Source organism: Paraburkholderia sp. WC7.3g (assembly GCF_050436345.1).
Classification (GTDB): Bacteria; Pseudomonadota; Gammaproteobacteria; order Burkholderiales; family Burkholderiaceae; genus Paraburkholderia; species Paraburkholderia podalyriae.
In genome coordinates, this window is record NZ_JBNDMA010000002.1 from 1,482,339 (window position 1) to 1,504,413 (window position 22,075).

The following is a 22,075-nucleotide window of genomic DNA, read 5'->3' on the forward strand; positions in this document are numbered from 1 at the left end:
GCGAGGCGTCTACCGCAACCACGCTGACATCTCATCGGCTAGCGCGCTTCCTTCAATACGGGTAAACGGCGTTAAGGCTGAGCCGGCGGAGACTCGACACCGACACACTGACGAAGGTCCATTTTTTGTTCACTGTCACTCGCTGTTCGCGCCTTTGGTCTCGGTCTGGAAGATAGAGTCTCGAAATCTGCCAAGGTCGATAACCCTAGCATCTGGCACCACGATTGCCCTCAAGACGGAGCGTAGGGAGCGTAATCCACGTAACCCTCTGCGCTGCCACCATAGAAGGTCGCCGGATTCGCGGGGCTCAATGGCCAATCATTCTGAAGGCGGGCAACGAGGTCAGGGTTGCTGATGAATGCTGCGCCGAATGCGACGAGGTCGATGACGTCAGCGTCAATCATTTCCTCCGCAAGTTCTCGCGACATACCACCTGCAAGAATGAGCGCAGTATGTGGCAAAAAGCCTTTCAGGAGACGCAGGAGGGCCATGAATCCCGACTCGGCTTCCGGTTCGAGAGCGTTGTCCAGGCGCGAGTATCCCGACTGATTCATGACGTGAACATACGCGAGCTTTCGCTTCCCGATTTCGCGGCAGAGCTCAGTGTATGTCGCATCAATGGTCGGATAGAAGGGCATGTCGAATAGCTTGCCGTAAGGCGAAATTCGAATGCCGACCCGCGCAACACCGATACGCCCAGCAACGGCATCGATGACTTCGAGAGTGAAGCGCAACCGATTCGCAATGTTGTCGGCTGAGTAGCAATCGCTCCGGTCATTGACGAGCGGGTTCATGAACTGCTCGAACAGATAGCCGTTCGCGCCATGAATTTCGACTCCGTCAAAACCTGCCCTCATAGCATTCTCGGCAGCCTGAGCAAAATCCTGGACGATACGCCGAACTTCCTGCGTCTCGAGCTGACGAGGCGTGGGCGTATTTACGGGGTTGGGCCTCCCGTTATCGTCGTAGGCGAAGGCCTTCGCGTTCACTGCCTGTTTGGAACTGGGGCTGACGGGCACCTTCCCATCATCCTGAATCGAAGGGTGGGAAACGCGACCGACGTGCCAGAGCTGCGCGAAAATCTTTCCTCCGACGGCGTGAACTGAATCGGTAGTCAGGCGCCAGCCGGCGATTTGCTCCGGCGTGTAGATGCCTGGGTTGAAGAGATAACCCGTTCCTTCTCGCGAAATCGATGTGCCTTCGCTGACAATCAGGCCAGCAGTAGCGCGCTGCGTGTAATAGAGGGCGATGCGTTCATCAGCGACTTCGCGCGACGCGCGTGCTCGCGTGAGCGGAGCCATGACGATGCGATTCTTTAGTGCGGTGCCAGAGAGATTGAATGGTTCGAAAATGGTTTTCATAGATGGATTTGCATGACCACGTCAGGGAGCCAGCGTGCATTCGGACTCGGGTGTGAAGGAAAGTGCGGGAGGACTTCGGAAGCGAGCTCTTCCATCAGGTCAGCGTACGGGCGTCGACTAACCTTGGGATTCAGCGCGATGTGATTCACGCCCGCCGTTTGAGCGTCGTGCAGAAAGTTCGCAAGGCCTTTGCTCCCGGCTCGAAATCCGCCGCGCGTGCGGATAAGCGGCTCATTCTGGTCCTCTACCAAGTCGAGAAATCCACCAATACCAAGAGGCTTGAATTCTTCGGGACCGCAGGTCTGTTCAACCTGAGCGTGCCATTGTTTCGCGAACGATGGCAGCTGTTCGGGCACCGGGGAGGAGCCAATGAACCCGTCCATGTTCTCAGCAATCCAGGCCAAGCTTTGTTGTGCTCGCCCGATTGCAACGGTCGGCGTCCCACCGAATGGCGGCTTCGGTACAAGGTCGTGCGTTCCACTCGAGCTTCCGAATCTGGGCGAAGAGAACCGGGGAAAATCGTCGTGCAGCACTCTGGTGAAGACATCGAAAGCATCACGGAAGCGCTCGCCTCTTGTCTCAAAGTCGATGCCGAAGAGAGGGTACTCGGCCGGGCGGTCGCCAGATGAGAGGCCCAAGACCATGCGCCCGCCCGATAGTTGGTCAAGCGAAGCTATCTGCTTGGCAAGAATCAACGGCTCACGCATCGGCAAGACGATTCCTGCCGTTCCGAGCGCTATTTTCCCAGTAAAGGCAGCGAGATAGGCGATGTACGGAATGGGGTCGAAAACCTGACCGACATCGCCGTAGTCTGGGTCATAGAACGGGACGTCGCGCATCCAGAGGGCAGCAAAGCCGAGACTATCGGCTTTCTGAGCCATCGTAACGTGGTCTCGCATCGTCGGCGCCGGCCTGTTCGGGTGGGTTTCAAGCGGCAGAATTAGGCCGACGGTCAGCTTCTCTCGCAAAAAGAGCCGCGCATAAGCACGCTGTTCAGAAAGCTGGGCGCGGCTCAAGCCCTGTTCAACGTTGGCGTTCATACGGGTTCTCCATGTTGGCTCCATTTTAATTTCGTCCGAGAAGGCCATTAACCGCCTAGAATTCCATTTACTTAATCCCCCGATTCTCAAATCATGTCGAAAGATAGATTCGATGGACTCAACGAGTTCGTCCTGTCAGCCCAGGAGGGAAGCTTCACGGCGGCCGGCGCTCGGCTTGGTTTGACCAGCAGTGCGGTCGGCAAAGCCGTCACGCGGTTAGAGGGACGTATCGGGGCCAAGCTGGTTCATCGAACCACGCGGCGGCTCACCCTAACGAACGAAGGAGAGGCTTACCTGGCCAGCTGTCTGCGCGTGCTTGAGGATTTGGACGAGACGGAGAGCTTTTTGGCCACAGGACACCAGGAACCGGTGGGCCGGGTCAGAATTGAGTTGCCGGCCACCTTTGGCCGGCGACACGTGCTTCCGTCGCTGCTCGAACTTTCGCGCCGCTATCCTCGGCTGGACATCTCGGCGAATTTCAGCGAGCGGCTGGTCGACCTTATCGCCGAAGGCGTCGATGTTGCCGTTCGAATCGGCCAATTGAAGGATGACGCTGACATTGCCGCGCGACGACTTGGGGAACAGCGTCTGGTGATTTGCGCCTCGCCTCAATACTTTAAAGAACACGGGAAGCCTAAAGACAAGGCAGACCTGATTCTGAATCACGACTGCATTGCGGGGTTACAGCGAAGTCGCCGGCCCGCGTGGCTGCTTCGGAATGACGCTGGCGAATTTGAACTCACGCCGGTGAGAGCGCGGCATGAGTGGGGAGACGGTGAGGCGATGCTAAATGCTGCGGTAGCGGGTTGCGGCGTGGCTCAGCTTCCAACCTGGCTTGTGGGTGCGCATCTTCGCAACGGGGACCTGATTGAAATCCTCAACGAATGGTCTGGGGGGGAGATGCCGGTTCATGTCATCTGGCCGAGAACAAAATATGTCCAGCCACGAGTCCGCGTGGTGATTGACGAGCTCATCCGGTTGTCCAACGACGTTAGCTCCGGGTTCAAGCCTTGAATATCAGGCGTCGGATGGTCTCGCGGTACTCGGTACCAGACCCGTGCTGTCGCCAGATACGGCGAAGGCTGGGTGCGTCTCGACCCGAAGGACCCAGCGTCGCTCTTCGCCATCCGGCACGACCGCCGCCGGCCGAGCTGCAAGCATCGTCTCGCACCGTCAGCGCTGCAACCCCGTAGGCTCTTTGTTTCACTTCGCAACTTTGCGCATTCTCTCAAGTGAACATCTCTTGTTTTTGTGAATGCCCCTTGGTGAAGTTGAGCCCCGCCTTATCCATAGCGAGGCCTTCAGACACGTTCCAAGCATCATGAGATGCCCCTCGGAGCCAGCGTCGCCCGTCAGCCGTTCGCCTCAGGGCGCTAACTTCGCCACCCTGTCCGGTGTCTCAAGGCTATCCCACAGTACCGGTTGTCCCGCGGCCGCTGCCGTTGATGTCCGACCAGTCGCGCGGCTGCACGCGGAACGCGCAGCAGTATGTATACCGCGATGGAGGGGTGATGATTTCGCATGGGACACGCTGCGTGCGGGAATCTGGCCACGTGCTTGGAAGATTTGCGCACGAAAAAAATTTTGAGTCTGCAGCTGACACCCAACGATACGCCTACTCTTGACGAGCGGCATGCGCCAGACGGGCCGCATGCACTGAGTTGGTAAAATCACCATGTATCTATCTATCTATCAACCAACCGAACAATCAAGCGTCGTTGAATGGACATCTTCTACTACTGGCAAAAGCTCGAAACCAAGCTCAAGAACCGTGAGGTCGGGTACTTTGGTTCCAACAACCCAAAGCTCTCGGAACTCGCGGGACGATTACCCGAGCGAATCTGGGTATTCAAGACGCCGAAGGGCATGAAAGGTTCAATTCAGCTAGTTGGGTCGCTGATGGTCTGCGATGAGCCGCGCGTTGCAGTCAACACTGACTACCCGAACGTGATTTACTACGACCCGTTCTCGCCCGAGTCCGTCATCTACACGGACTCAAAAACGCCTGAGCGAATAGCCGAAGTCTCAGGATACTTTCAGTATCGGTTTCACTCAGCGTTCAGTGCCAACTTCAACGGTGACGCTGGAATACAGCCGCTGGAAACCAATGTGGTGCGGGGCCTGGAGGCAAAGGTGGCGGACTGGTCTAAGGTCCAGATGCTCGAACGGGTCAAGGAACCCGAGAAGGTGTACCCCATCAACCCCTTCGCTCAGCAAACCCGGTGACAAATGCGACACGGCAATGCGGCGTCGGGCCCGCTCTATGTGTCGCCCTACGTTAGCTGACGCAATCGACGGCGAAGCGCCTTGCCCCTCACTACTCGTGGCTATCGACCCACGCGCGACACCACGCAAGACCTGCTGATTCTGCCTCTTCATCAGTATCGAATGCGTCGAGCACCCCAACTACGCACCCGTGATGGTTATGGAGAATGGCCAACGGGTCGTGAAACCCATGCGTTATCAGTGCCGGATTGCTGGAAAGCCCTCGTTTTACGACACTAAATACCCCGGGACTTACAATGCGCGCCGGGATAGTCTTGAAGGTTTCTGGGCACCATGCTTTGGACGTACGCATGCCGTCCTTCTTGTTGAAGTTTTCTACGAAAATGTGAGCAAGGCGAAGTTCGAAGGCACGTTACAGGAGACGAGCGCGATGAAAATGTCGTTCTCGAGTTTCGTCCGAGCAACGGCGAGCTGATGCATGTCGCGTGTCTGTGGTCACGATGGAGCGTGCCGGGGCAGCCAGACCTGCTTTCATTTGCCGCCATCACGGATGAACCTCCTCCAGAGGTAGCCGCCGCAGGACATGACCGGTGCATCATTCCTCTCAAGCCGGAAAACATAGATGCATGGCTCAACCCAGACCCGAAGAACCTGGCGGCGATGTACGGAATTCTTGATGACCGGCACCGGCCATTCTACGAGCACCGACTTGCGGCATAGCGATTGGCTAGGCAGACATCGTACCCCGGCGAACCAAGGCGCCTGCCCCTCTCAGACATTTTGCATTGCAGCGCAAGGTCACAGAACGCCTCACCTGCGTTAGACTGGCTTGAGCAACTGGAAGGAGACTTGGATGATACGCAAAACGCTCAATGCCTCGCAGCTTCAGCAGGAGGTCAACCGGCGAATCCATCGACTGCAGGAAATCGTCGAAGATGGCGTGAAGACTCGTGTGCCGCGGCCGCAGTTGCAAGAGGCTGACGAGACAGGCTGCAACTGGAGCATGACCCACTTCGGCAACGCGGTCGGCTTCGAGCGCGACATCGAGGGCGTGCTCAAGGTCACGCGTGCGGAATACAACCTCAATACCGAAGTCAAAGAGACCGGCGACCCGTTTGGGGACTAACCGCGAAAGCCATCGATTCGTTGTTCGCTTTTGATGGTGTGAGCACTAGCGATGCGCTTACCTCATCAACGTACCTCATCGCGGAATGCCGGCAGACGTCTTGTAGTGCCCAAGTCAGAAATCGCGGCTCATTATGCGACGATGCTGCCATCAGAACCGTAAATCTCGCAATCATCGCCTTGCACCCGAGCGCCCGGTTTCTGGGCGACTTGCCACATCTTGCTGAGAATGGCGGCATCGGGATTCCTGACGACAACATTAGCTTCTGCTCCTTCTAGCGCAAGTCAATCCAGTAGCGCGACCGGCATGAGCGCCGACCTGATGACGGCCTTGCTTGTCGCGGTCGGATTCGGCGCTCTCTTCCAACGCCGAAGGAGGAGCGGTGGAAGTACCCGAGAACCACCAGGCAATGTTAGCGGCAAGGACAAGCCGTGAGCGGGCCGCATTGAAGAGCCTGGAGGGCAGCGACGCAGTGCTGTGATTTTTGGTGACACACCGCTTTAGTCAATGCACTAGCCTTTTCTAGCGCGACCGTGGCATATTGCAACCACATTTATGAGGAGGCCACTTGATGGCAACGACTTTGGAAGCAATGCAGGCGAAGATTAAAAAATTGCAGGCCCAAGCGGATGCGCTGATTGCAAAGCAATCGTCGGGCGTCATCGAAAAGATTCGCGAGTTGATGGCGAAGCACGGCCTGACCACCGCTGACATTGACGCACACGTTGGCAGCAAGCGGCGCGCCACGAAGGCAGTTGCTAAGACCATGAGCAAAGACAGTGTTGCTGTGGTCAAGTATCGCGACCCGAAGAGTGGTGCAACCTGGACCGGACACGGTCGGGCACCAAGTTGGATTGCCGCCGCGAAGAACCGAGACAAATTCTTGATTGACGGAAGTACAGCGACGGCGAAGCCGGCTCCTGCCAGCAAAGCGAAGGCGGCTGGCAACTTTGTCCGTGGGCCGCAACCAGCGATGTACCAGAACCCAAAGTCAGGCGCGACGTGGAGTGGACGCGGCCGTGCGCCGGCGTGGATTGCCGAAGCCAAAGACAGGAGTAAGTTCCAGATTGCAAGTGGTGCTGAAGCGACAGTTGCGGCGAACGCGGGTGGGACGAGCAAGGCAAAGACTGCGGTGAAGAAGACCCCGAACGCGATTGGTGCGACCTCTACCAAGGGTCAGCCGAAAGGTCCGCAGCCGGCTAAGTATCGCGACCCGAAGTCCGGCGCGACCTGGAGCGGACGCGGTCCGGCTCCGGCGTGGCTAGCCAGTGCGAAAGACCGGACGAAGTTTTTGATTGGCGCCAGCGCGGCGGCCGATTTGAAACCGACGGTCACAAAGGTTGTGGCGAAGAAGGCCCCGGCGGCGAAGAGAACTGCTGCCAAGAAGGCCGTGGGCGCGAAGGTACCGGCAAAAAAAGCGCCGCGCAAGAGCGTGGCTGTGCCGGCTCCGGTGGCCACGGTCGAGTCTGATGTCGTGTTGACGACCTAAACGTAGTTGTCAGGTGCCCGGTGGACCAGCGATTTTGTGGTTCCACGGGGTACACCAAGCTGACGACGTTTAATTGCGCTGTGTTGCCTGACGTTGCGATGGCCAGCGTCGTTTCAATACCCGCGCCAATCACGACGCTCGCGCCACTCGTGCTCACGCCATTCCAGGCGGCGCCATTCATGTTCACGCCACTCGCGACGTTCGCGTGCTCGCCAGTCGTCGTCACCGCCGTACGCGACGGCGACAGATGCCCTCCTTAAATTTCTCGGCGTTGTCGACGACTCCTGGCGAATGGTGAGGGAGGGCGTCCCGCCGCCGTGGACAAGCGCTGCGCAATCGGGTTCGGTGCCACACAAGGCCGGAAAGTATTCATGCTGACGCGAGGTGGTTACACACTGCACGCGCCTGCTACGCTTAACGCACAATAAAACGTTTGAGGGTCTTCATATGAGTCGAGCGACATCCTGTCGGCGTTTACAGTCAGTCGGCCCGAGCTTTGCGCCGAAGCGCGAGCCGATGGCTATTCGTTCTATCTTTGTCCTAGGTCAACGGGCTCAGCGGGTTCTAATCGCGTCGTTCGCGTCAGCTGTACTTCGTCAGGTCGCTTGACGAAACTTAAGCGGGCCGCGACAGCGCTTGCCTATCCATATCAGCCGGCAGAGCAAGAGTTCCGCGGCAATATCGACGAGCTGCTGGTCATTGTTGATGCTGAAATCGCTTTGGTACGCAGTCGGGAACGAACAAAATGAGGTGGGCGGAGATTGTCGGCTCTCTTTGCCGCGGATTCGTCGGAAAGGTTGGGGTTTTACGGGGCCGATGGGGCGCCATTCGGCCCCATCGAGGATTTTCGCTGACCGAAGCTAGCCGCGTGGCCAGATTTTCAACGCGCGTTCAAGCAGTTCCCTCCCGCGCTTCTCGATAGCGACCTCATCCCAGATTTCGTACTGGTGCAGGTGGCCATTGATAGGCAGGAGTGAGTGCGTGAGAATCTCGGCGCGCTTATTTCCCCAAGGACCGTTCTTGATTGAGCTGTTTAGACTGCCGGTGACAAGAGTTAGATTGCCGAAAGTCTGAACGATGTCGTCTCGGCGTTGGCTTGCCGAAACAGCGGCGTCGTTCTCGTCGCCAAGCCAGGCATCCTCGATGCCCTTCGAGCCGTCCGGCAGGGGCCAATGCGCGACCCAGCCTTGCGGCATAATGTGCTCGACGGTTACCGGCGAATCGAAGCTTACGACCTCTGTTTTCGAGGTCCTATAAGTCTCACTCAGGCGTCCGAGTATATGGGTAATGCGAAGGTTATTGAGTTGAGAATACGCGTTCCTGCTCGTCCAGGCGCGAGAAAACGCGTCGTCGCTGGGCCATTCATCCGTCGAATTGTGCAACGCCGTTAGGTGTCCGATTACCACGTCGGCCGTCGCGCCGCTGCGCCGGATAGCTCGAGTCAGACCCATAAACATGCGGTTATAGGCCTTTGTATCGGCGCCGCATACTGCGCGACGTACCAGGTAACTTTCCAAAATCTTTGCCGCGCGTGACATCTCCGCGTCGTTTGCGGACTGGTCAAGCATTGCCAGCAACGGTGGGTATGCCGTGCTTACGTCGAACACATTCAAAAAGTGAGCTAGCCCTCCAAGCACGTCGCACTCGCTGCCGACGGCTATCCTTCGGAAATCGCCGCGCTGTTTTGCCAAAGCTTTCAGTTCGTCTTCGACGCGCTCAAATGGTTTGGTTCGCTCGACCCAGTATTTGTATTCGACAAACAGATGTTTGATGGGGATGTCGCGCGCCTGTTTGCTGGCAAGAAAATGTTGAATGAAAAGGTCACTTCTAGGTCGGCGAAGTCGGCCTTGTGTAACTTCCTCTCTCCAGAACGCCTCGTCAAACTCCGACCAGTGTCGCTTATAAAGCTCTTCCTGCTGCTCTCCTTGCCGGGCCGCGCGCAAAAAAATGTAATTTCGCAATAGGTCTGCCGGCAGCAGCGGTTCGCCTCTGGCATTGAGCGTTTCGAAAATTACTTGGGCATCGTCGTCACGGTCCAGGTCAATTGCTACAATCTTTAGGGCTGTCTTCAGTGCTTCAAAGCACTCCTCCAGACGGGCACCGAGCGGCATATCTGGGCCCGTTAGAGGGGTGCCGTCGATGCCCTTGAAGAACTCAACGAGTTGGTCATAGAAAAAAAGGTACGCTTCGACCATGCGAGGCCGAGGGTCGTACTTGCGAGCGTATGGTCGGCGCGTTAGCGGATGCACCTTTTCCAATGCGGCCTTTGAGCCGGCCGTCAGAACGTCCCTGAATTGCGCTCGGTCGGCGAGAGTCGGCCAAACCTTGAACTGTTCGACTTCTGGTTCGGCCATGCGGCCGGAATTGAGGGTGAACTTTTCGCACTCGTCGGCGAACTCGTCGAAACTCTCTTGCCTACAAAAGTCCCGGAACGCTGCGAGGAAAATCTGGAGTGTTGTCAGACGCTGCTGCCCATCGATAACGCTTCTTCGTTCCACGCGTCCAGTTTGCGTTTGTTTTTGGTCGAGGACCATGGCGCCTAGAAAATGTACTGGCGCGTCTTTCCGATTTTCAATGAATTCAGTGAATTTGCGGGAAATGTCTTCCCAAAGCGGCTCCCATTGGTGCTCTTGGTTCCAGACGTACTGTCGCTGGAACATTGGGATTTCGAGTCGCATCTTTTTTTCAAAGATGTCGAGCAAGGCGATTGCATTTGCATCCATCAGCTGGGTCTCTCTTTTTCGCGGCTTCGACAACGATGTGCAGGAAGAGCAGCGATGATACCTGCAGTTCGGGCGCGATTTATGCGAAGATGTCGCGGGGCGCCGCCGTCGAATCATGCATGCTGACTCATTCAGCAATCAGCGGGTAATTCCACGGCCTTATCGGTCGTTTAGAATCGGACGAGCGGCAGCAGAATCAAAAAACGAGAGTGAAGTCGGTAAAGTCGATTTTGGGGGCCAGATGGACGAGACTATAGTCGAGCCGGCGGACACGCCGGAGGAGCCGCGTTGCGTGCAGATTAGGGCCACGCTCGCCGGCAAAATAAATCTGGCCGACTTCCAAAATGCCATTCCGGTCGTCCACGAGCTTTCGCTCGCTAATGAGACCGCCGATGACATTAAAGAGTTGCGGCTCACCGCTTCGTCTGAGCCGTCATTTTTCAAGACGAAGACATGGAACCTAGACTACGTCGCCGCCGGAAAAGATATACGCATCAGTGACCTCGACCTTTTGCTCGACGGCGCGCTTCTCGGCCGTCTGACCGAGTCAGAAAAGGCACTCATAACGTTCAAGCTTACGGCGGGGTCAGCAAAACCTCTCGAGCTTGCCTCGTTTGAATCAACTGTCGAGTTGCTGCCACGCAACCAATGGGGCGGCCTGGCGGCTTTACCCGATATGGTCGCGGCATTCGTTCAGCCGAACGAACAGGCGGTGGAGCGGGTCTTGAAGAAGGCCGCGGACGTCCTTCACAAAGCAGGCAAGTCAGGGGCTATCAACGGGTATCAGGAAGGTGCAAAGCGAGCTTGGGAATTGGCATCCGCCATCTGGAATGCCATCGGCTCGATGGGCATTGACTATGCGGTGCCGCCGGCAAGCTTCGAACAGTCTGGGCAGAAGGTGCGTAGCCCCAGCCAGATAGCCGACTCGGGCCTTGGGACCTGTCTCGACCTCGCTTTGTTTGTGTGTGCCGCGCTCGAACAGGCCGGTCTCAACGCTGTGCTTATTTTCACGGATGGACACGCATTCCCAGGCGTCTGGCTGAAACCCGAAGAATTCTCGACGTCCGTTATCGACGATGTTACGGCGCTCCGGAAACGCGTGAAATTGAAGGAGATGGTGCTGTTTGAGTCGACGATGCTCACGCATCGCCCCCATCCGGCATTCAGCTTTGCTATTGCGAACGGCGAGGAGCAGATTTCCGAAGAGGCGGAGCGAAAATTCCATTTGGCTATCGACATCCGCCGCGCGCGAATGCAGCGTATCAAGCCGCTTGCCAGCGAGCAGGCGATTGAACGTGGGACTGTCGGGACGGACGAAGTCAATCTCGAGAGAGGGTTCGAGGTCGCTCCGGAACTGCCAGAAGAACTGGAACGCTCCTTGGAAGACAAGGCTGTCGAACGCCCGGAGGACCGGCTGACTCGTTGGCAACGGAAGCTGCTTGACCTGTCACTTCGCAATAATCTGCTCAGTTTCAAGGCCGGCAAGAAATCTCTGAAGCTAGAAGCGCCAGACCCCGGCCAACTGGAAGATATTCTGGCGGAGGGGCATGCCATCAAGCTGCTCACGCGTCCCGACCTGATGGACGGCAACGACCCACGTAGCCAGGCAATCCACGAAGCTCGGGAGCGCGAAAACATTCGTCGTTCCCATGCGATTGACGCATTGAAGCGAAAAGAAGTTTTCGTCGGGCTCTCGCAAGACGAGATGGATACTCGTCTTGTCGAGCTCTTTCGGACCTCACGCACAAACTTGCAGGAGGGTGGTTCCAACACCTTGTATCTGGCGCTGGGCTTTCTTTCCTGGACACGTGAAGCGAAGGACGACAAGAAGTATCGCGCGCCACTCATTCTTGTTCCGGTGTCGCTTGAGCGGCGAAGTGCGCGCTCAGGGTTCAGCCTGACTTTGCACGATGACGAACCGCGCTTCAATCCGACGCTGATTGAAATGCTTCGCCAGGATTTCGAACTGGAGCTGGGTATCCAGGACACCGAGCTGCCGAAGGATGATTCGGGCTTGGATGTCGCGGGAATCTGGAAAACCGTATCCAGTGCAGTCAAGGACATCAAGGGTTGGGAGGTAGTCGAAGAAGTCGTTCTCGCGACGTTCTCGTTCGCGAAGTATTTGATGTGGAAGGACTTGACTGAGCGAACCGAGCAGCTCAAACAGAATGCGGTCGTACGGCACCTCATTGAAACGCCGCGCGATTCCTATGAGAGCGCGATTGAGTTTCCTGACGCCAGAAGGCTCGACGTAGAACTGCCGGTGAAGAACACCTTCTGCCCATTGCCGGCCGATTCGTCGCAGCTTTCCGCGGTCGTGGCGGGAAGCAAAGGAAAAGACTTCGTCCTGATTGGGCCCCCGGGAACCGGGAAGAGCCAGACCATCTCGAATCTGATTGCGCAGTGTCTAGCGGAAAGAAAGCGTGTGCTATTCGTCTCAGAGAAGATGGCGGCGCTTGATGTAGTGTACCGGCGCCTCGCCGATGTTGGTCTTGGCAACTTCTGCCTCGAATTGCATTCCAGCAAAGCACGTAAGACGGAAGTGCTCGAGCAGCTACGTACTTCGTGGGATTCCGCTGCGGCCATGGAACCCGATGAATGGCATGCAGAAGCCGCTCGATTGGAGGGATTGCGCAACCAGTTGAATGGGTATGTTGAACGTCTGCATCTGAGATACCCGAACGGGCTTAGCGTATATGAGGCAATCGGCCGCGTTGTCGCCGGGCATGACTTGCCCGTCCTGCAGCTGTCATGGCCGTCCGCTCGGGTTCACGATTCAGTCGCTATGCGAACGCTGCGCGAGACGGCCGAGCTTCTGGATGTTCACGCAAAAGTGATGGGAGAAGGGCAACTGACGTCCAGCCCGCTCGCCCACGTGGTTCAAACCGAATGGTCGCCGCTGTGGCAAGCCGCGCTCCTCGATTCGGCCCGAGCTATTGGTCCGGTTGTCGCCGGCTTTGATGCAGCGACCGAGCAGTTGCGTGCGGCCGTCGGTCTGCCGCCGCTTATTCTCGATTCGCGGGTTAGCAGGTTGCGGAAATACCTCGCACGGAAGTCATCGCGAAGGATGGTAAAAGCGTTGATCTAGTAAGTTCACCCACTGGCCAGGAGATCATGCGCGGCGCCGACACGTTCACCGAGAGTCTGTTTTCCGTGCGTAAGCTCAACGATTTCGTTCCGAGCTCACATCCGCTGCGCTCGATTCGCGTCATGGCGAACGAGGCGCTGGCGAAGATGGATCGGTTGTTTGCCGGGATGTACGAGGCCGACATCAAGGGAGGCCGGCCGAGCATCGCGCCGGAGAAACTGCTGCGGGCCATGCTGCTTCAGGTGCTGTACAGCATCCGGTCTGAACGCCAGCTCATGGAGCAAACTCAATACAACCTGCTGTTTCGATGGTTTATCGGTCTGTCGATGGACGATTCAGTGTGGGTGCCGACGGTGTTCACGAAGAACCGCGAGCGTTTAATCCGGCACGATGCGGTGGTCGAATTCTTCAACGAAGTGCTGTCCATCGCGCAGAAGCAGAACTGGTTGTCGAACGAGCACTTCAGCGTGGACGGCACGCTGATCCAGGCGTGGGCGGGCCACAAGAGCTTCGTGCGCAAGGATGGCGAGGATGGGGATAACGACGGTGGCAGCGGCGAGAGTGACTTCAAGGGTAGCAAGCGAAGCAACGAAACGCACGAGTCGAAGACCGATCCCGATGCACGGCTTTACCGTAAGGGCAAGACGGCCAGTGAATTGCGTTATATGGGCCACACGCTGACTGACAACCGCCATGGGCTGGTGGTCAACGCCCGTGTGAGCCGGGCTGACGGACATGCAGAACGTGAAGCGGCCAAGGTCATGATCAACGACGCGCGGCAAGTTGCGGACGATGCCGCTGCGCAAATCACGCTGGGGGCGGACAAGGGTTACGACGCACAGGAATTCATCGAAGCTTGCCAGCAGATGAAGGTCACGCCGCACGTGGCGCAGAACACCTCGGGTCGGCGTTCGGCGGTGCCCGATGCGATTGCGCGCAGCGTGGGCTACGCGATATCGCAGCAAAAGCGCAAGCTGATCGAACAAGGTTTTGGGTGGGCGAAGACGGTAGGCCGCATGCGCCAGGTGATGGTGCGCGGGTTGAAGAGAGTCGACCAGATGTTCGTGTTGAACATGGCGGCCTACAACCTCGTGCGCATGCGCTCTCTGGGACAGGTCCGCCCGCAGTAGCCAAAATCGCGGTAATGGGGCGAAAAATGCGCCTCAAGCCGTCGAAAAAGAGCGGAACCGGCGTTGAAATTTCGCAATGCATAAAATCTGTGGCTGTAACCGCTCAGCAAGAGGGACGTTGCTTCTGCTGGGGTGTATTTCCGCAGCCTGTTAGGGAAGGCCTGCGTCTTTTGTCTGCGACGTTGCCGTTCGCGTCTGGGCACGACTGGCAATTTGTTCTGCGTCCGGATGCAAAAACAATCGCAGATAACCTGCGCGTCGCGAAACCGCTGGTCGAGCGCCATCGTGAACTGCACGCGTCGCTCTCTGCGCCCCGGGGCAACCAGGTTTTGGAGGACGTACGACAAGGTATCGTCCAGCTCACTCGCTATCACGAACTCCATTCGCAGCTTTCACAGGCCTGGAATGAGTCATTGCGGTCGCGCCTCGCCGCTGGCATTGAACTTTTGCGGAAGCGCCAGGACGTGATTGACCAGTTGTCGCTCAGATACAAAGAAGGCATCTCGACGGCAACAGTTCGACAGCTTGAACTGGATTGGCGGGAACTGCAGGATTCATCCTGGCCAATGAGCATGATGCGCCGCCGCGCTCTTACGAAAAAACTCGTCGACCTGTCGATGGGCGGAGGCGAGCCGGATATTGGCGGTGATATTGAACGCCTCAAGCAGATTGATGCGCTTCAGGATGAAATTAAAGCTCTTGACGACCTATCACTGCCGACATCAAACGCATGGCTGGGACTAAAAACGGAGCTCGACGTCGCGCGAGCTTCGCTTGGTTTCCAGACCGCCCTCGAACAGGCTCGCATACACGCTGCTTGGGATGATGTTGGACTTGACCCGGTTAGCCGGGGTCAGTGTGGCGAGACGGCGCGTGAAGACCTCGCACGCATCAGGGAACTTCGTCAGATTGACCAGACAATCAATCGGCTGTCGGGGCTCGAAGAAGAGACGGACGCGGTTTGGGTTGGATACAAAACGGATTTGGCTGTCGCAAAGACATACGTCGTGTTTCAGGGCGCGCTTGCGGCCGCAGTCGCTAGCAGCCCTTGGCAGGATGAGGGCTTCGGCGCTATCGAGCGTGGCAGCGCGGGTGCTGTCGCGGCGGCAGACCTGAAGAAGATGCGCGACCTGGTTGCCCTTGCCGGTCGTCTCAAGGAGTTCGACGACCTTTCCGCAAAGACCGGCGGGCTCTGGAACGGGTTGCAGACGAAACTGGAGGGCATCGACCCGGCTCTCGGCTTCTTCGAGGCGCTGTCGGGAGCGCTCGCCTTGTTGGCAAGTTCGCCTGAAGCGCTGGCGGCAGTAAAGAGCCCAATTGCTCTGCTGCTGGGCGATAACAATGTCCTGCTTGAGCCAACGGGAGCGATTGCGGGTGCAGGACGTATGTACACTGAGGCACTTCAGGCGTTTAATCAGGCAGTCGCGCAATTCACGGTCGCGAGCGGCTTGCCAGGTTCTGATACCGCGACGCTTGGTGCGCTTCTCCCTATGGCACTGGCCGCGCGTGCAAGCGACGTCCTGACCAGCTCGAACCGGCTGAACGCCTGGTGTGCGTGGCGCAAGACCCGCGCGGCGGCTCTCGCGCTGGGACTTGCCCCCGTCGTGGCTGGTATCGAACAGGGCGCAATCCAGCTCGGACGGGTGAAGGAAGCGTTTGAGACCGATTATTGTCGGTGGTGGTTGAATGCGGTCGTCGACGTCGACGACGTGTTGCGCACTTTTGTTTCCGCGGAGCACGAGAAACGCATTCGGGATTTCCGGGAGCTTGATGAACGGTTCATCGGCCTAACCCAGGCGTGGGTGCGCGCGCAGTTGTCGGCAGGGCATCCTTCGCCCGACCGGGTCTCGCGAGGCTCTGAATGGGGCCTGCTGCGATACGAGATGCAAAAGAAGACCCGGCACTTGCCTCTTCGGGAATTGATGTCTCAGGCTTCGAGCGCCGTGATGCGCCTGACGCCGTGCCTTCTCATGAGCCCGTTGTCGATTGCGCAATACCTGCCGGCCGAAACGGCGAATTTTGATGTGGTCATCTTCGACGAGGCATCACAGATTCCAGTTTGGGACGCCATTGGCGCGATGGCCCGTGCAAAGCAGGTCATCATGGTTGGTGACCCCAAACAGCTGCCGCCGACAAGTTTCTTTGACCGCGCGGAATCGGACATTGACGACACGGACGTCGAGACAGAGCTGGAGAGCATTCTCGAAGAGTGTATCGGTGCCAATCTGCCGACCATGAAGCTGTCGTGGCACTACCGTAGCCGCCATGAAAGCCTGATTGCATTCTCGAATCATCGTTACTACGACGGGGACCTGGTGACGTTCCCGAGTCCGGTCACAAATGACCGTGCTGTCAGCTTCAATCATGTTGCAAATGGGCAATATGAGCGCGGCGGTGCGCGGACAAACAAGCCAGAAGCGAAAGCGCTTGTAGCGGACCTGGTCGGTAAGATGAAAGCGCCGGGCTTCCGCGACAGCGGATTGACCATCGGTGTTGTTACGTTTAACTCTGAACAGCAATCGCTCATCGAGGATTTGCTTGACGAAGAACGCCGCAAGGACCCGTCTATTGAGCATTTCTTCGTGGAAACGCAGCTTGAGCCAGTGTTTGTGAAAAATCTGGAGAGCGTGCAGGGCGATGAGCGGGACATCATGTACTTCTCAACGACCTACGGTCCGGGAGTTGACGGCGCCATGCCGATGAACTTCGGGCCGATGAACCAGCAAGGTGGCGAGCGCCGGTTAAATGTCGCGATTACCCGCGCAAGACAGGAGCTCCGCGTCTTCGGTAGTTTCCGTCCGGAGCAGATGGACCTGACGAGAACCCAGGCCTTCGGCGTACGTGATTTGAAGCACTTTCTGGAGTTTGCAGACCGTGGTGCACGTGCTCTTGGTGAGGCTGTCGCAGGCAGCGTCCGCGACTTCGAGAGTCCGTTTGAAAAGGCAGTATCGAATGCACTCACCGAGCGGGGGTGGACTTTGCATCCGCAGGTCGGCGTTTCGGCGTTCCGCATTGATTTGGGCGTAGTTGACCCGGATGCACCTGGGCGGTACCTCGCCGGCGTTGAGTGTGATGGTGCGACCTACCATCGCTCGGCAACGGCGCGCGACCGAGACAAATTGCGTGAGCAGGTCTTGCGTGGCCTCGGTTGGGACATACTGCGCATCTGGTCGACCGACTGGTGGATTGACATGCAGGGAACCGTCGAGAAAATTCATCGTCAGCTCGAGGAATTGCTCACCGAACAAAGGGCACAGCGAGCGCAGGCGGAGAAGGAGGCGACAGTCCTTGCGGAGCAGGTCATCGCGGACGTTATGGCAATGCCGGATGAACAAGCGGGCCACTCGGTGGAGTCCGCAGCTCATATGTCGGTGGATGTGGATGCTGCAGTTGATGCTACCGCGCTTCCTGTCACTTACGCACGAAATGCCGCCGTTTCATATTCGGGCGACTCGATTGAGGGGCGTTTCATTGAGGTCGATTTGACGCTCGAGGGTTACGCCGTTGATGCTAACGCCTTCTTCGACGTCGTCTACAACCCGACGCTTTTGCGTTTGATTGAGCACGTTGTGCGCGTGGAAGGACCCGTCCGCGACGAAGTCCTCGCGCGTCGTATTGCACGGGCTCATGGCTGGGTTCGGACGGGCGCAAAAATCCAGGACCGGGTTGTACGTCTGGCATCCCAGCACTACAGCGGCGACACAGAGGATGTAGGTACGTTCTTCCGTGCCAAAGATGATTCTGCTCAAACGCAGATTCGATTCCGACGACCTGTCGATGGTACAGCACGGGCAGTCGATGAAATATCGCTTGCCGAGCTTCGGGCGCTCGCGTTCGACATGATGCGGGCAGGGCACGACGGAGAATCTGGCGTACCCGCAATGGCCCGTGAAGTTGGTCTTCGCAAGCTTAATGCGGGCAGCAGAACGCGCCTTGAGATGGCTTGGCAAGATGCTACAAAGGCCAATTCTCTCTGAACGCTGACGTTTGAGGCTGAAACAGACCGATGACCGACACGGCAAGTGTCCGGTCATCGGAACAACGGGCAGTATTTTGCCTTGTCGGACAGGCGGCATAAGTTCGCTGGACAAGGTGTTCGGGGGATGACATGGGTTGGGGCTTCAGGAAAAGCATAAAAATTGCGCCCGGTATTCGCATCAATCTCAGCAAGAGCGGAATTAGCACCTCTGTTGGTGGAAAGGGCGTCACTTACAACACACGTGGCCGCATCACCACAAGTATTCCGGGAACCGGAATCAGATATACGACGAGTTTGAAAGGCAGGAAATCCAGCCATCGGGGAAGTCACGCCACGTCTGCGAGCACGGGTATTGGATATATGAATACTGAGAATCTATCTAAAAGAGAGCAGGCCACGCAGGACGTCGCGCGCAAGTCCATGGGTGTCTACCGGCCGTGGTCCCAATTTGTCGAGCTCTACTCGGACGAGCCCATGGACGTATTCACGGACATCGTTCCGTTGCATTTGCACTTGCTGGGGCGTGTACTTCAGCTTTTCGTAGGTTTGGCCGAGCAGCAGGTCCATTCGGTTGCAGATGTCGTTGGCGACGGTGAAGCCGATGACGTCTGCGATTTGCTGGTCGGTGAGACCAAAGACGTCCACGTCGGGAGACGTCTCGTACAGCATTGAGAGAGTTTCCGTCGCCGCGTTGCGAAGCGACTCTTCGTCGACGCTTCCAGAGTTGGGTATGACCTCTCGCACCACTTCCAAGATGAGGTCGTTGGCAGAGAGATTCGCAGCGCGAACGCGCGCGACCCAATCTACGACTCTTGGATTTGTCCCATCACGTGCTTGGGTAAGGAATTGACCCAACGCCCCCGCGCCCTGCGCAGTTGCACGCATGGTTCTTGCCGCGCGGGCTGGGCCACCCATCCCCCGACTAACCATGCGCCTTGCAGCCGACTTGATTTGGTCTCGTCCACCCCCTCGCAACGCACCTGCCAAGGCGCTGCGAGCCCCGGCGAGGCGTCTCGCCGGGTTGAGCGGAGGAGGCGGCGGGTCTGCCGGCGCGTTAGCGCCGTTGTCTCCCACCTGACCATCGTCGTCTGCGCCGAGGTCTCCTTCATCCGCGCCGTCTCCACCGTCGTTGTTGTGGTCGTTGTCTCCGCCATCGATGTCGCCGTTACCGCCACCTGCGGCGGGCCCCTCGAGCCATTCCGGGTCAAATGGCGAGCGTGGGCCGCCACCTTTGCTCGACGTTGAGGTCCCCATTATTTATTCCTCTTTTCTTGGTTCTCGATTGCACGTCTAGCCTGCTTGTCGAAGGCGGGGTCGGCTGACCACCTATCTAGTACGTCCTTCGCCCATTGTTGTGCTTGCAGTTCGGGAATGATGCCAACACCGATTTGCCTGACGGGAGCGGCGAACAGTAACTCCTTGGCCTTTCCAGCATGTTGCGGGAACACTTTGCAGGTCTCGATGAGCATCAACACGTCCTCACGCTTTTTCCACGAGCGCTTCGGTGCCTTAAGCACCCACGCACGCGACATTGCCAGTCCAGCTTGTACCGGACCGGCCGTGGTGATTGCGGAGGTAAGTTGAACATTTTGCGCTGTAGCCGCGACAAGCGCGTCACGCAAATCGCGGCCACCCGCTGTCAAATCGTCCACGCCAAAGTCACGGGTTGCCGTGTCGCGACTGAGGTGAAGAAGAGGGCGGAGGTCAACTTCACCCAAGGGTGGCGCAAGCCCGAGCCATTGGGATACGAACGCGTCGTCGGAAATGAAAAGTTCGTCCAGCGGCTCTCCCTTTTCATTAGCTTCTTCAGCAAGTCGCAAGGCGTCCACGCGGCCGTCATGCTCTGACGTCACAAGGTTTGCGAGCGCCGTTGCAAGCGTTGGGGCGCAACGTTCGACGAGATGCCATTTTGCGAGAGCCTGAAGGTCAAGCTTGATGCCTTGCGGCTCAGCCAAGCTGGAGCGAAGGAAAACCGTGTTGAGAAATCGCTTCATTAGGCGAGGGTTTCCGTCGACTGCACCTGACCTCGTCAGCAATGGCGCTAACCCGTCGGCAAGCCGCATCAGCTCGACCATGTCCAGGCTACCGGAAGCCTGCGCCTCTAAAAAGTCCAGTGTGACGGAATCCCCACGCCATGCTTCTCTCAGCCTTTTGGACATAGCGGCTTGGGCAGCGGCGAATTTCTCGTCCTCGAACTGGCCGTCCTGACATGCTCTCTGCAACAGCAAGAGCGCGATATATGCTTTTGCTTCGTTCACGCCGAGCCGCGGAACATGCAAAGGAACCTGAATCAACTTGTCGAAGTAGTTCGTCGCTACCTCGTCCTTGATTTCCGTGCCAGCAAAATGAATGCGGACTGCACCCTTGATGAAATCGTTGTCGGCTGCAATAACGAACGCGCTCCGCTTGATAAAGAGTAGCAGCCGGATGGATTCGAGCGTGGAAATAGCGGTCTTGGGCAAGCATCGGTCAAGGTCATCCACGAAGACGACCAAAGTGATTTTTAGCTCCTCCAATAAGGCTTCGAGCGCCACACGAAACTCATGTATCTCGTTCGGCAGTGAAAACGGCTCCGCTTTTTTGAGAAGTCCATCGTCCTTGTCGTCGTGCTTCTTATCCTCGTCGTCTTTCTTATCGCTGTCGAGCAGGCCGAATTTCTTCATGGCTCGGCCAATCATCCCAACAGGGACACCGGTGAAATAGGTGGCGGCGGCTTCACCACCCAGTTGTACGAGACGAAGCACGTTTATGCGTTTCAGAAGGCGTAGCGCTTTGTCGCGCAGCCCTTCTCGCTCGCTGGCTTCTTCGAGAATTTTGTCGCCAACTAACTGCAAAAGAGCGCTGCGAGCGCTATCGAAGTCCTGATAAAGCCAAGGATTGAACGTGACAAAAACGTAGCTGTTCTCGCCGGGCTTGTTGAACCCTTCGAGACGTTGTGCGACCATCTTTACGAGCGAGCTTTTGCCGGCGCCCCATCCACCGGAAATCCCGACAGAAATCGGCTCGCCGCGAGCTTGTTGGAGCAACTTCGCGCAAGCATCCGCTACGATGCCGAAATTTAGATAGTCAACGGTAGTTTCGTTGTCATGCCACACAGGTTTGGCCTCTTGATGTCGCAGCTCATTTTTGCGTTAGCCCGCTAAAACGTTTTGTGTTGAATTCGATGCGTTGGTATAAAGCGCAAATCACATAAACGCTCGGTTATACCAGATTTCTCTTTTATAGAGACGGTAAAGCGATTTGGGATTATCGTTACATAAGCTAGTGGAAGTCGTACGATTCGACGCGCAACCCGCCGAAAGGGTCGGTGCGGGACCGATACCTGCGAAAGGCGGCACCAACACTGAACTGAGGCGGCCGTCGCAGATGTTGCCGTCGCAGGGCGCACGTTGAGCAGTGAAACGAATACGCCCCTCACCGCGCGCGCTCATCAGTGCCAGAGAGCAAGCACCAACTGGGAGCTGCTCGACTCGCGTATGGGCTTCACTTTCGCGCCCATGTTGATGTCGGTTGCATTGGCGGCGAGCGTGTACAGCCCGACATTGTGGAGGCGGCCACACTCTGACGACTGGCTTACCCACGAGGTGACGATGCGATAACCCTCTTTGCGGAGCTCAACCACTCGCGCCCGAGGGTCAATGATGTCAAGGAACCGCGTCGCTTCCAATGTCGTTATCCCCGCGAACAGCCTCATTGCATCGAGCAGGCGCCCACGCTGATGCTCGGCGGTGTTGTCTGGCCAGTTGGCGATGATGCGCTCGAAGGACTGGACGTTCTGCGGTTTGATGTGTTTTTGCATTCGATGCAGTGCGAGTTGTGACAGAACGTATTGTTCGCCAGTCGGCTCGAAACACTGCTACCAATATACGAAGCCAATTTAGCCGCAAAAAATCCGGAGGAAATAGGCCGGAAA

The 22,075-nt window shown here is 57.4% G+C and carries 14 protein-coding genes and 2 pseudogenes; 10 read left to right on the plus strand and 6 right to left on the minus strand.

The window, feature by feature from the left end:
- Positions 1-230: 230 nt before the first annotated feature.
- Positions 231-1,361, minus strand: coding sequence for an alkene reductase (locus tag OKW43_RS18355; RefSeq protein WP_429448917.1), 1,131 nt, complete (start codon positions 1,359-1,361; stop codon positions 231-233).
- Positions 1,358-2,401 carry an LLM class oxidoreductase gene (locus OKW43_RS18360; RefSeq protein ID WP_429448919.1) on the minus strand — a complete coding sequence of 348 codons (1,044 nt, stop codon included), beginning with the start codon at positions 2,399-2,401 and terminating at the stop codon, positions 1,358-1,360. Before OKW43_RS18360 ends, OKW43_RS18355 begins: the two co-directional genes overlap by 4 nt.
- 93 nt (positions 2,402-2,494) lie before the next feature.
- On the opposite strand from OKW43_RS18360, the gene OKW43_RS18365 reads away from it, so the two are divergent.
- The 6 genes and pseudogenes from OKW43_RS18365 (at position 2,495) to OKW43_RS18390 (ending at position 7,991) form a co-directional block, all read left to right on the plus strand.
- Positions 2,495-3,415, plus strand: coding sequence for a LysR family transcriptional regulator (locus OKW43_RS18365; protein WP_429448921.1), 921 nt, complete (start codon positions 2,495-2,497; stop codon positions 3,413-3,415).
- Between the two features lie 708 nt (positions 3,416-4,123).
- Positions 4,124-4,627: a hypothetical protein gene (locus OKW43_RS18370; protein ID WP_429448923.1), complete on the plus strand. Its 504-nt coding sequence runs from the start codon at positions 4,124-4,126 to the stop codon at positions 4,625-4,627.
- Positions 4,628-4,808: 181 nt separating this feature from the next.
- Positions 4,809-5,347 (plus strand): annotated as a pseudogene (locus OKW43_RS18375) (SOS response-associated peptidase family protein); the annotation flags it as partial.
- Between the two features lie 133 nt (positions 5,348-5,480).
- Positions 5,481-5,753: a hypothetical protein gene (locus OKW43_RS18380; RefSeq protein ID WP_429448925.1), complete on the plus strand. Its 273-nt coding sequence runs from the start codon at positions 5,481-5,483 to the stop codon at positions 5,751-5,753.
- Positions 5,754-6,324: 571 nt separating this feature from the next.
- Complete coding sequence (locus OKW43_RS18385; RefSeq protein ID WP_429448927.1) at positions 6,325-7,242, plus strand: H-NS family nucleoid-associated regulatory protein; 918 nt, start codon at positions 6,325-6,327, stop codon at positions 7,240-7,242.
- Positions 7,243-7,847: 605 nt separating this feature from the next.
- Positions 7,848-7,991 carry a hypothetical protein gene (locus OKW43_RS18390; protein ID WP_429448929.1) on the plus strand — a complete coding sequence of 48 codons (144 nt, stop codon included), beginning with the start codon at positions 7,848-7,850 and terminating at the stop codon, positions 7,989-7,991.
- A gap of 111 nt (positions 7,992-8,102) precedes the next feature.
- Here the strand turns inward: OKW43_RS18390 and OKW43_RS18395 are convergent, their stop codons facing one another.
- Positions 8,103-9,965, minus strand: coding sequence for a DUF262 domain-containing protein (locus OKW43_RS18395; protein WP_429448931.1), 1,863 nt, complete (start codon positions 9,963-9,965; stop codon positions 8,103-8,105).
- A 241-nt stretch (positions 9,966-10,206) separates the two neighbouring features.
- On the opposite strand from OKW43_RS18395, the gene OKW43_RS18400 reads away from it, so the two are divergent.
- From OKW43_RS18400 to OKW43_RS18415, 4 genes and pseudogenes are all read left to right on the plus strand, one after another.
- A complete protein-coding gene (locus OKW43_RS18400; protein WP_429448933.1) occupies positions 10,207-13,053 on the plus strand; it encodes a DUF4011 domain-containing protein in 2,847 nt (948 codons plus the stop codon).
- Between the two features lie 26 nt (positions 13,054-13,079).
- Positions 13,080-14,183: an IS5 family transposase gene (locus OKW43_RS18405; protein WP_429444494.1), complete on the plus strand. Its 1,104-nt coding sequence runs from the start codon at positions 13,080-13,082 to the stop codon at positions 14,181-14,183.
- Positions 14,184-14,209: 26 nt separating this feature from the next.
- Positions 14,210-18,160, plus strand: a complete 3,951-nt coding sequence (locus OKW43_RS18410) for a DUF3320 domain-containing protein (RefSeq protein ID WP_429448935.1) — start codon at positions 14,210-14,212, stop codon at positions 18,158-18,160.
- Between the two features lie 131 nt (positions 18,161-18,291).
- A pseudogene (locus OKW43_RS18415) lies at positions 18,292-18,390 on the plus strand (DUF4236 domain-containing protein); the annotation flags it as partial.
- A gap of 147 nt (positions 18,391-18,537) precedes the next feature.
- On the opposite strand, the gene OKW43_RS18420 reads toward OKW43_RS18415, so the two are convergent.
- From OKW43_RS18420 to OKW43_RS18430, 3 genes are all read right to left on the minus strand, one after another.
- Positions 18,538-18,915 carry a hypothetical protein gene (locus OKW43_RS18420; protein ID WP_429451836.1) on the minus strand — a complete coding sequence of 126 codons (378 nt, stop codon included), beginning with the start codon at positions 18,913-18,915 and terminating at the stop codon, positions 18,538-18,540.
- A gap of 500 nt (positions 18,916-19,415) precedes the next feature.
- Entirely contained in the window at positions 19,416-21,257 is a 1,842-nt protein-coding gene (locus OKW43_RS18425) for a KAP family P-loop NTPase fold protein (RefSeq protein ID WP_429448937.1), read from the minus strand.
- 335 nt (positions 21,258-21,592) lie between these two features.
- Positions 21,593-21,961 carry a helix-turn-helix domain-containing protein gene (locus OKW43_RS18430; protein WP_429448939.1) on the minus strand — a complete coding sequence of 123 codons (369 nt, stop codon included), beginning with the start codon at positions 21,959-21,961 and terminating at the stop codon, positions 21,593-21,595.
- Between the last annotated feature and the right edge of the window lie 114 nt (positions 21,962-22,075).

Bases quoted from the DNA above. Each gene is read 5' to 3' on its own strand.
- OKW43_RS18355 (WP_429448917.1), bottom strand. From the start codon at position 1,361: ATGAAAACCATTTTCGAACCATTCAATCTCTCTGGCACCGCACTAAAG.
- OKW43_RS18360 (WP_429448919.1), bottom strand. From the start codon at position 2,401: ATGAACGCCAACGTTGAACAGGGCTTGAGCCGCGCCCAGCTTTCTGAA.
- OKW43_RS18365 (WP_429448921.1), top strand. From the start codon at position 2,495: ATGTCGAAAGATAGATTCGATGGACTCAACGAGTTCGTCCTGTCAGCC.
- OKW43_RS18370 (WP_429448923.1), top strand. From the start codon at position 4,124: ATGGACATCTTCTACTACTGGCAAAAGCTCGAAACCAAGCTCAAGAAC.
- OKW43_RS18380 (WP_429448925.1), top strand. From the start codon at position 5,481: ATGATACGCAAAACGCTCAATGCCTCGCAGCTTCAGCAGGAGGTCAAC.
- OKW43_RS18385 (WP_429448927.1), top strand. From the start codon at position 6,325: ATGGCAACGACTTTGGAAGCAATGCAGGCGAAGATTAAAAAATTGCAG.
- OKW43_RS18395 (WP_429448931.1), bottom strand. From the start codon at position 9,965: ATGGATGCAAATGCAATCGCCTTGCTCGACATCTTTGAAAAAAAGATG.
- OKW43_RS18400 (WP_429448933.1), top strand. From the start codon at position 10,207: ATGGACGAGACTATAGTCGAGCCGGCGGACACGCCGGAGGAGCCGCGT.
- OKW43_RS18405 (WP_429444494.1), top strand. From the start codon at position 13,080: ATGCGCGGCGCCGACACGTTCACCGAGAGTCTGTTTTCCGTGCGTAAG.
- OKW43_RS18410 (WP_429448935.1), top strand. From the start codon at position 14,210: ATGCGCCTCAAGCCGTCGAAAAAGAGCGGAACCGGCGTTGAAATTTCG.
- OKW43_RS18430 (WP_429448939.1), bottom strand. From the start codon at position 21,961: ATGCAAAAACACATCAAACCGCAGAACGTCCAGTCCTTCGAGCGCATC.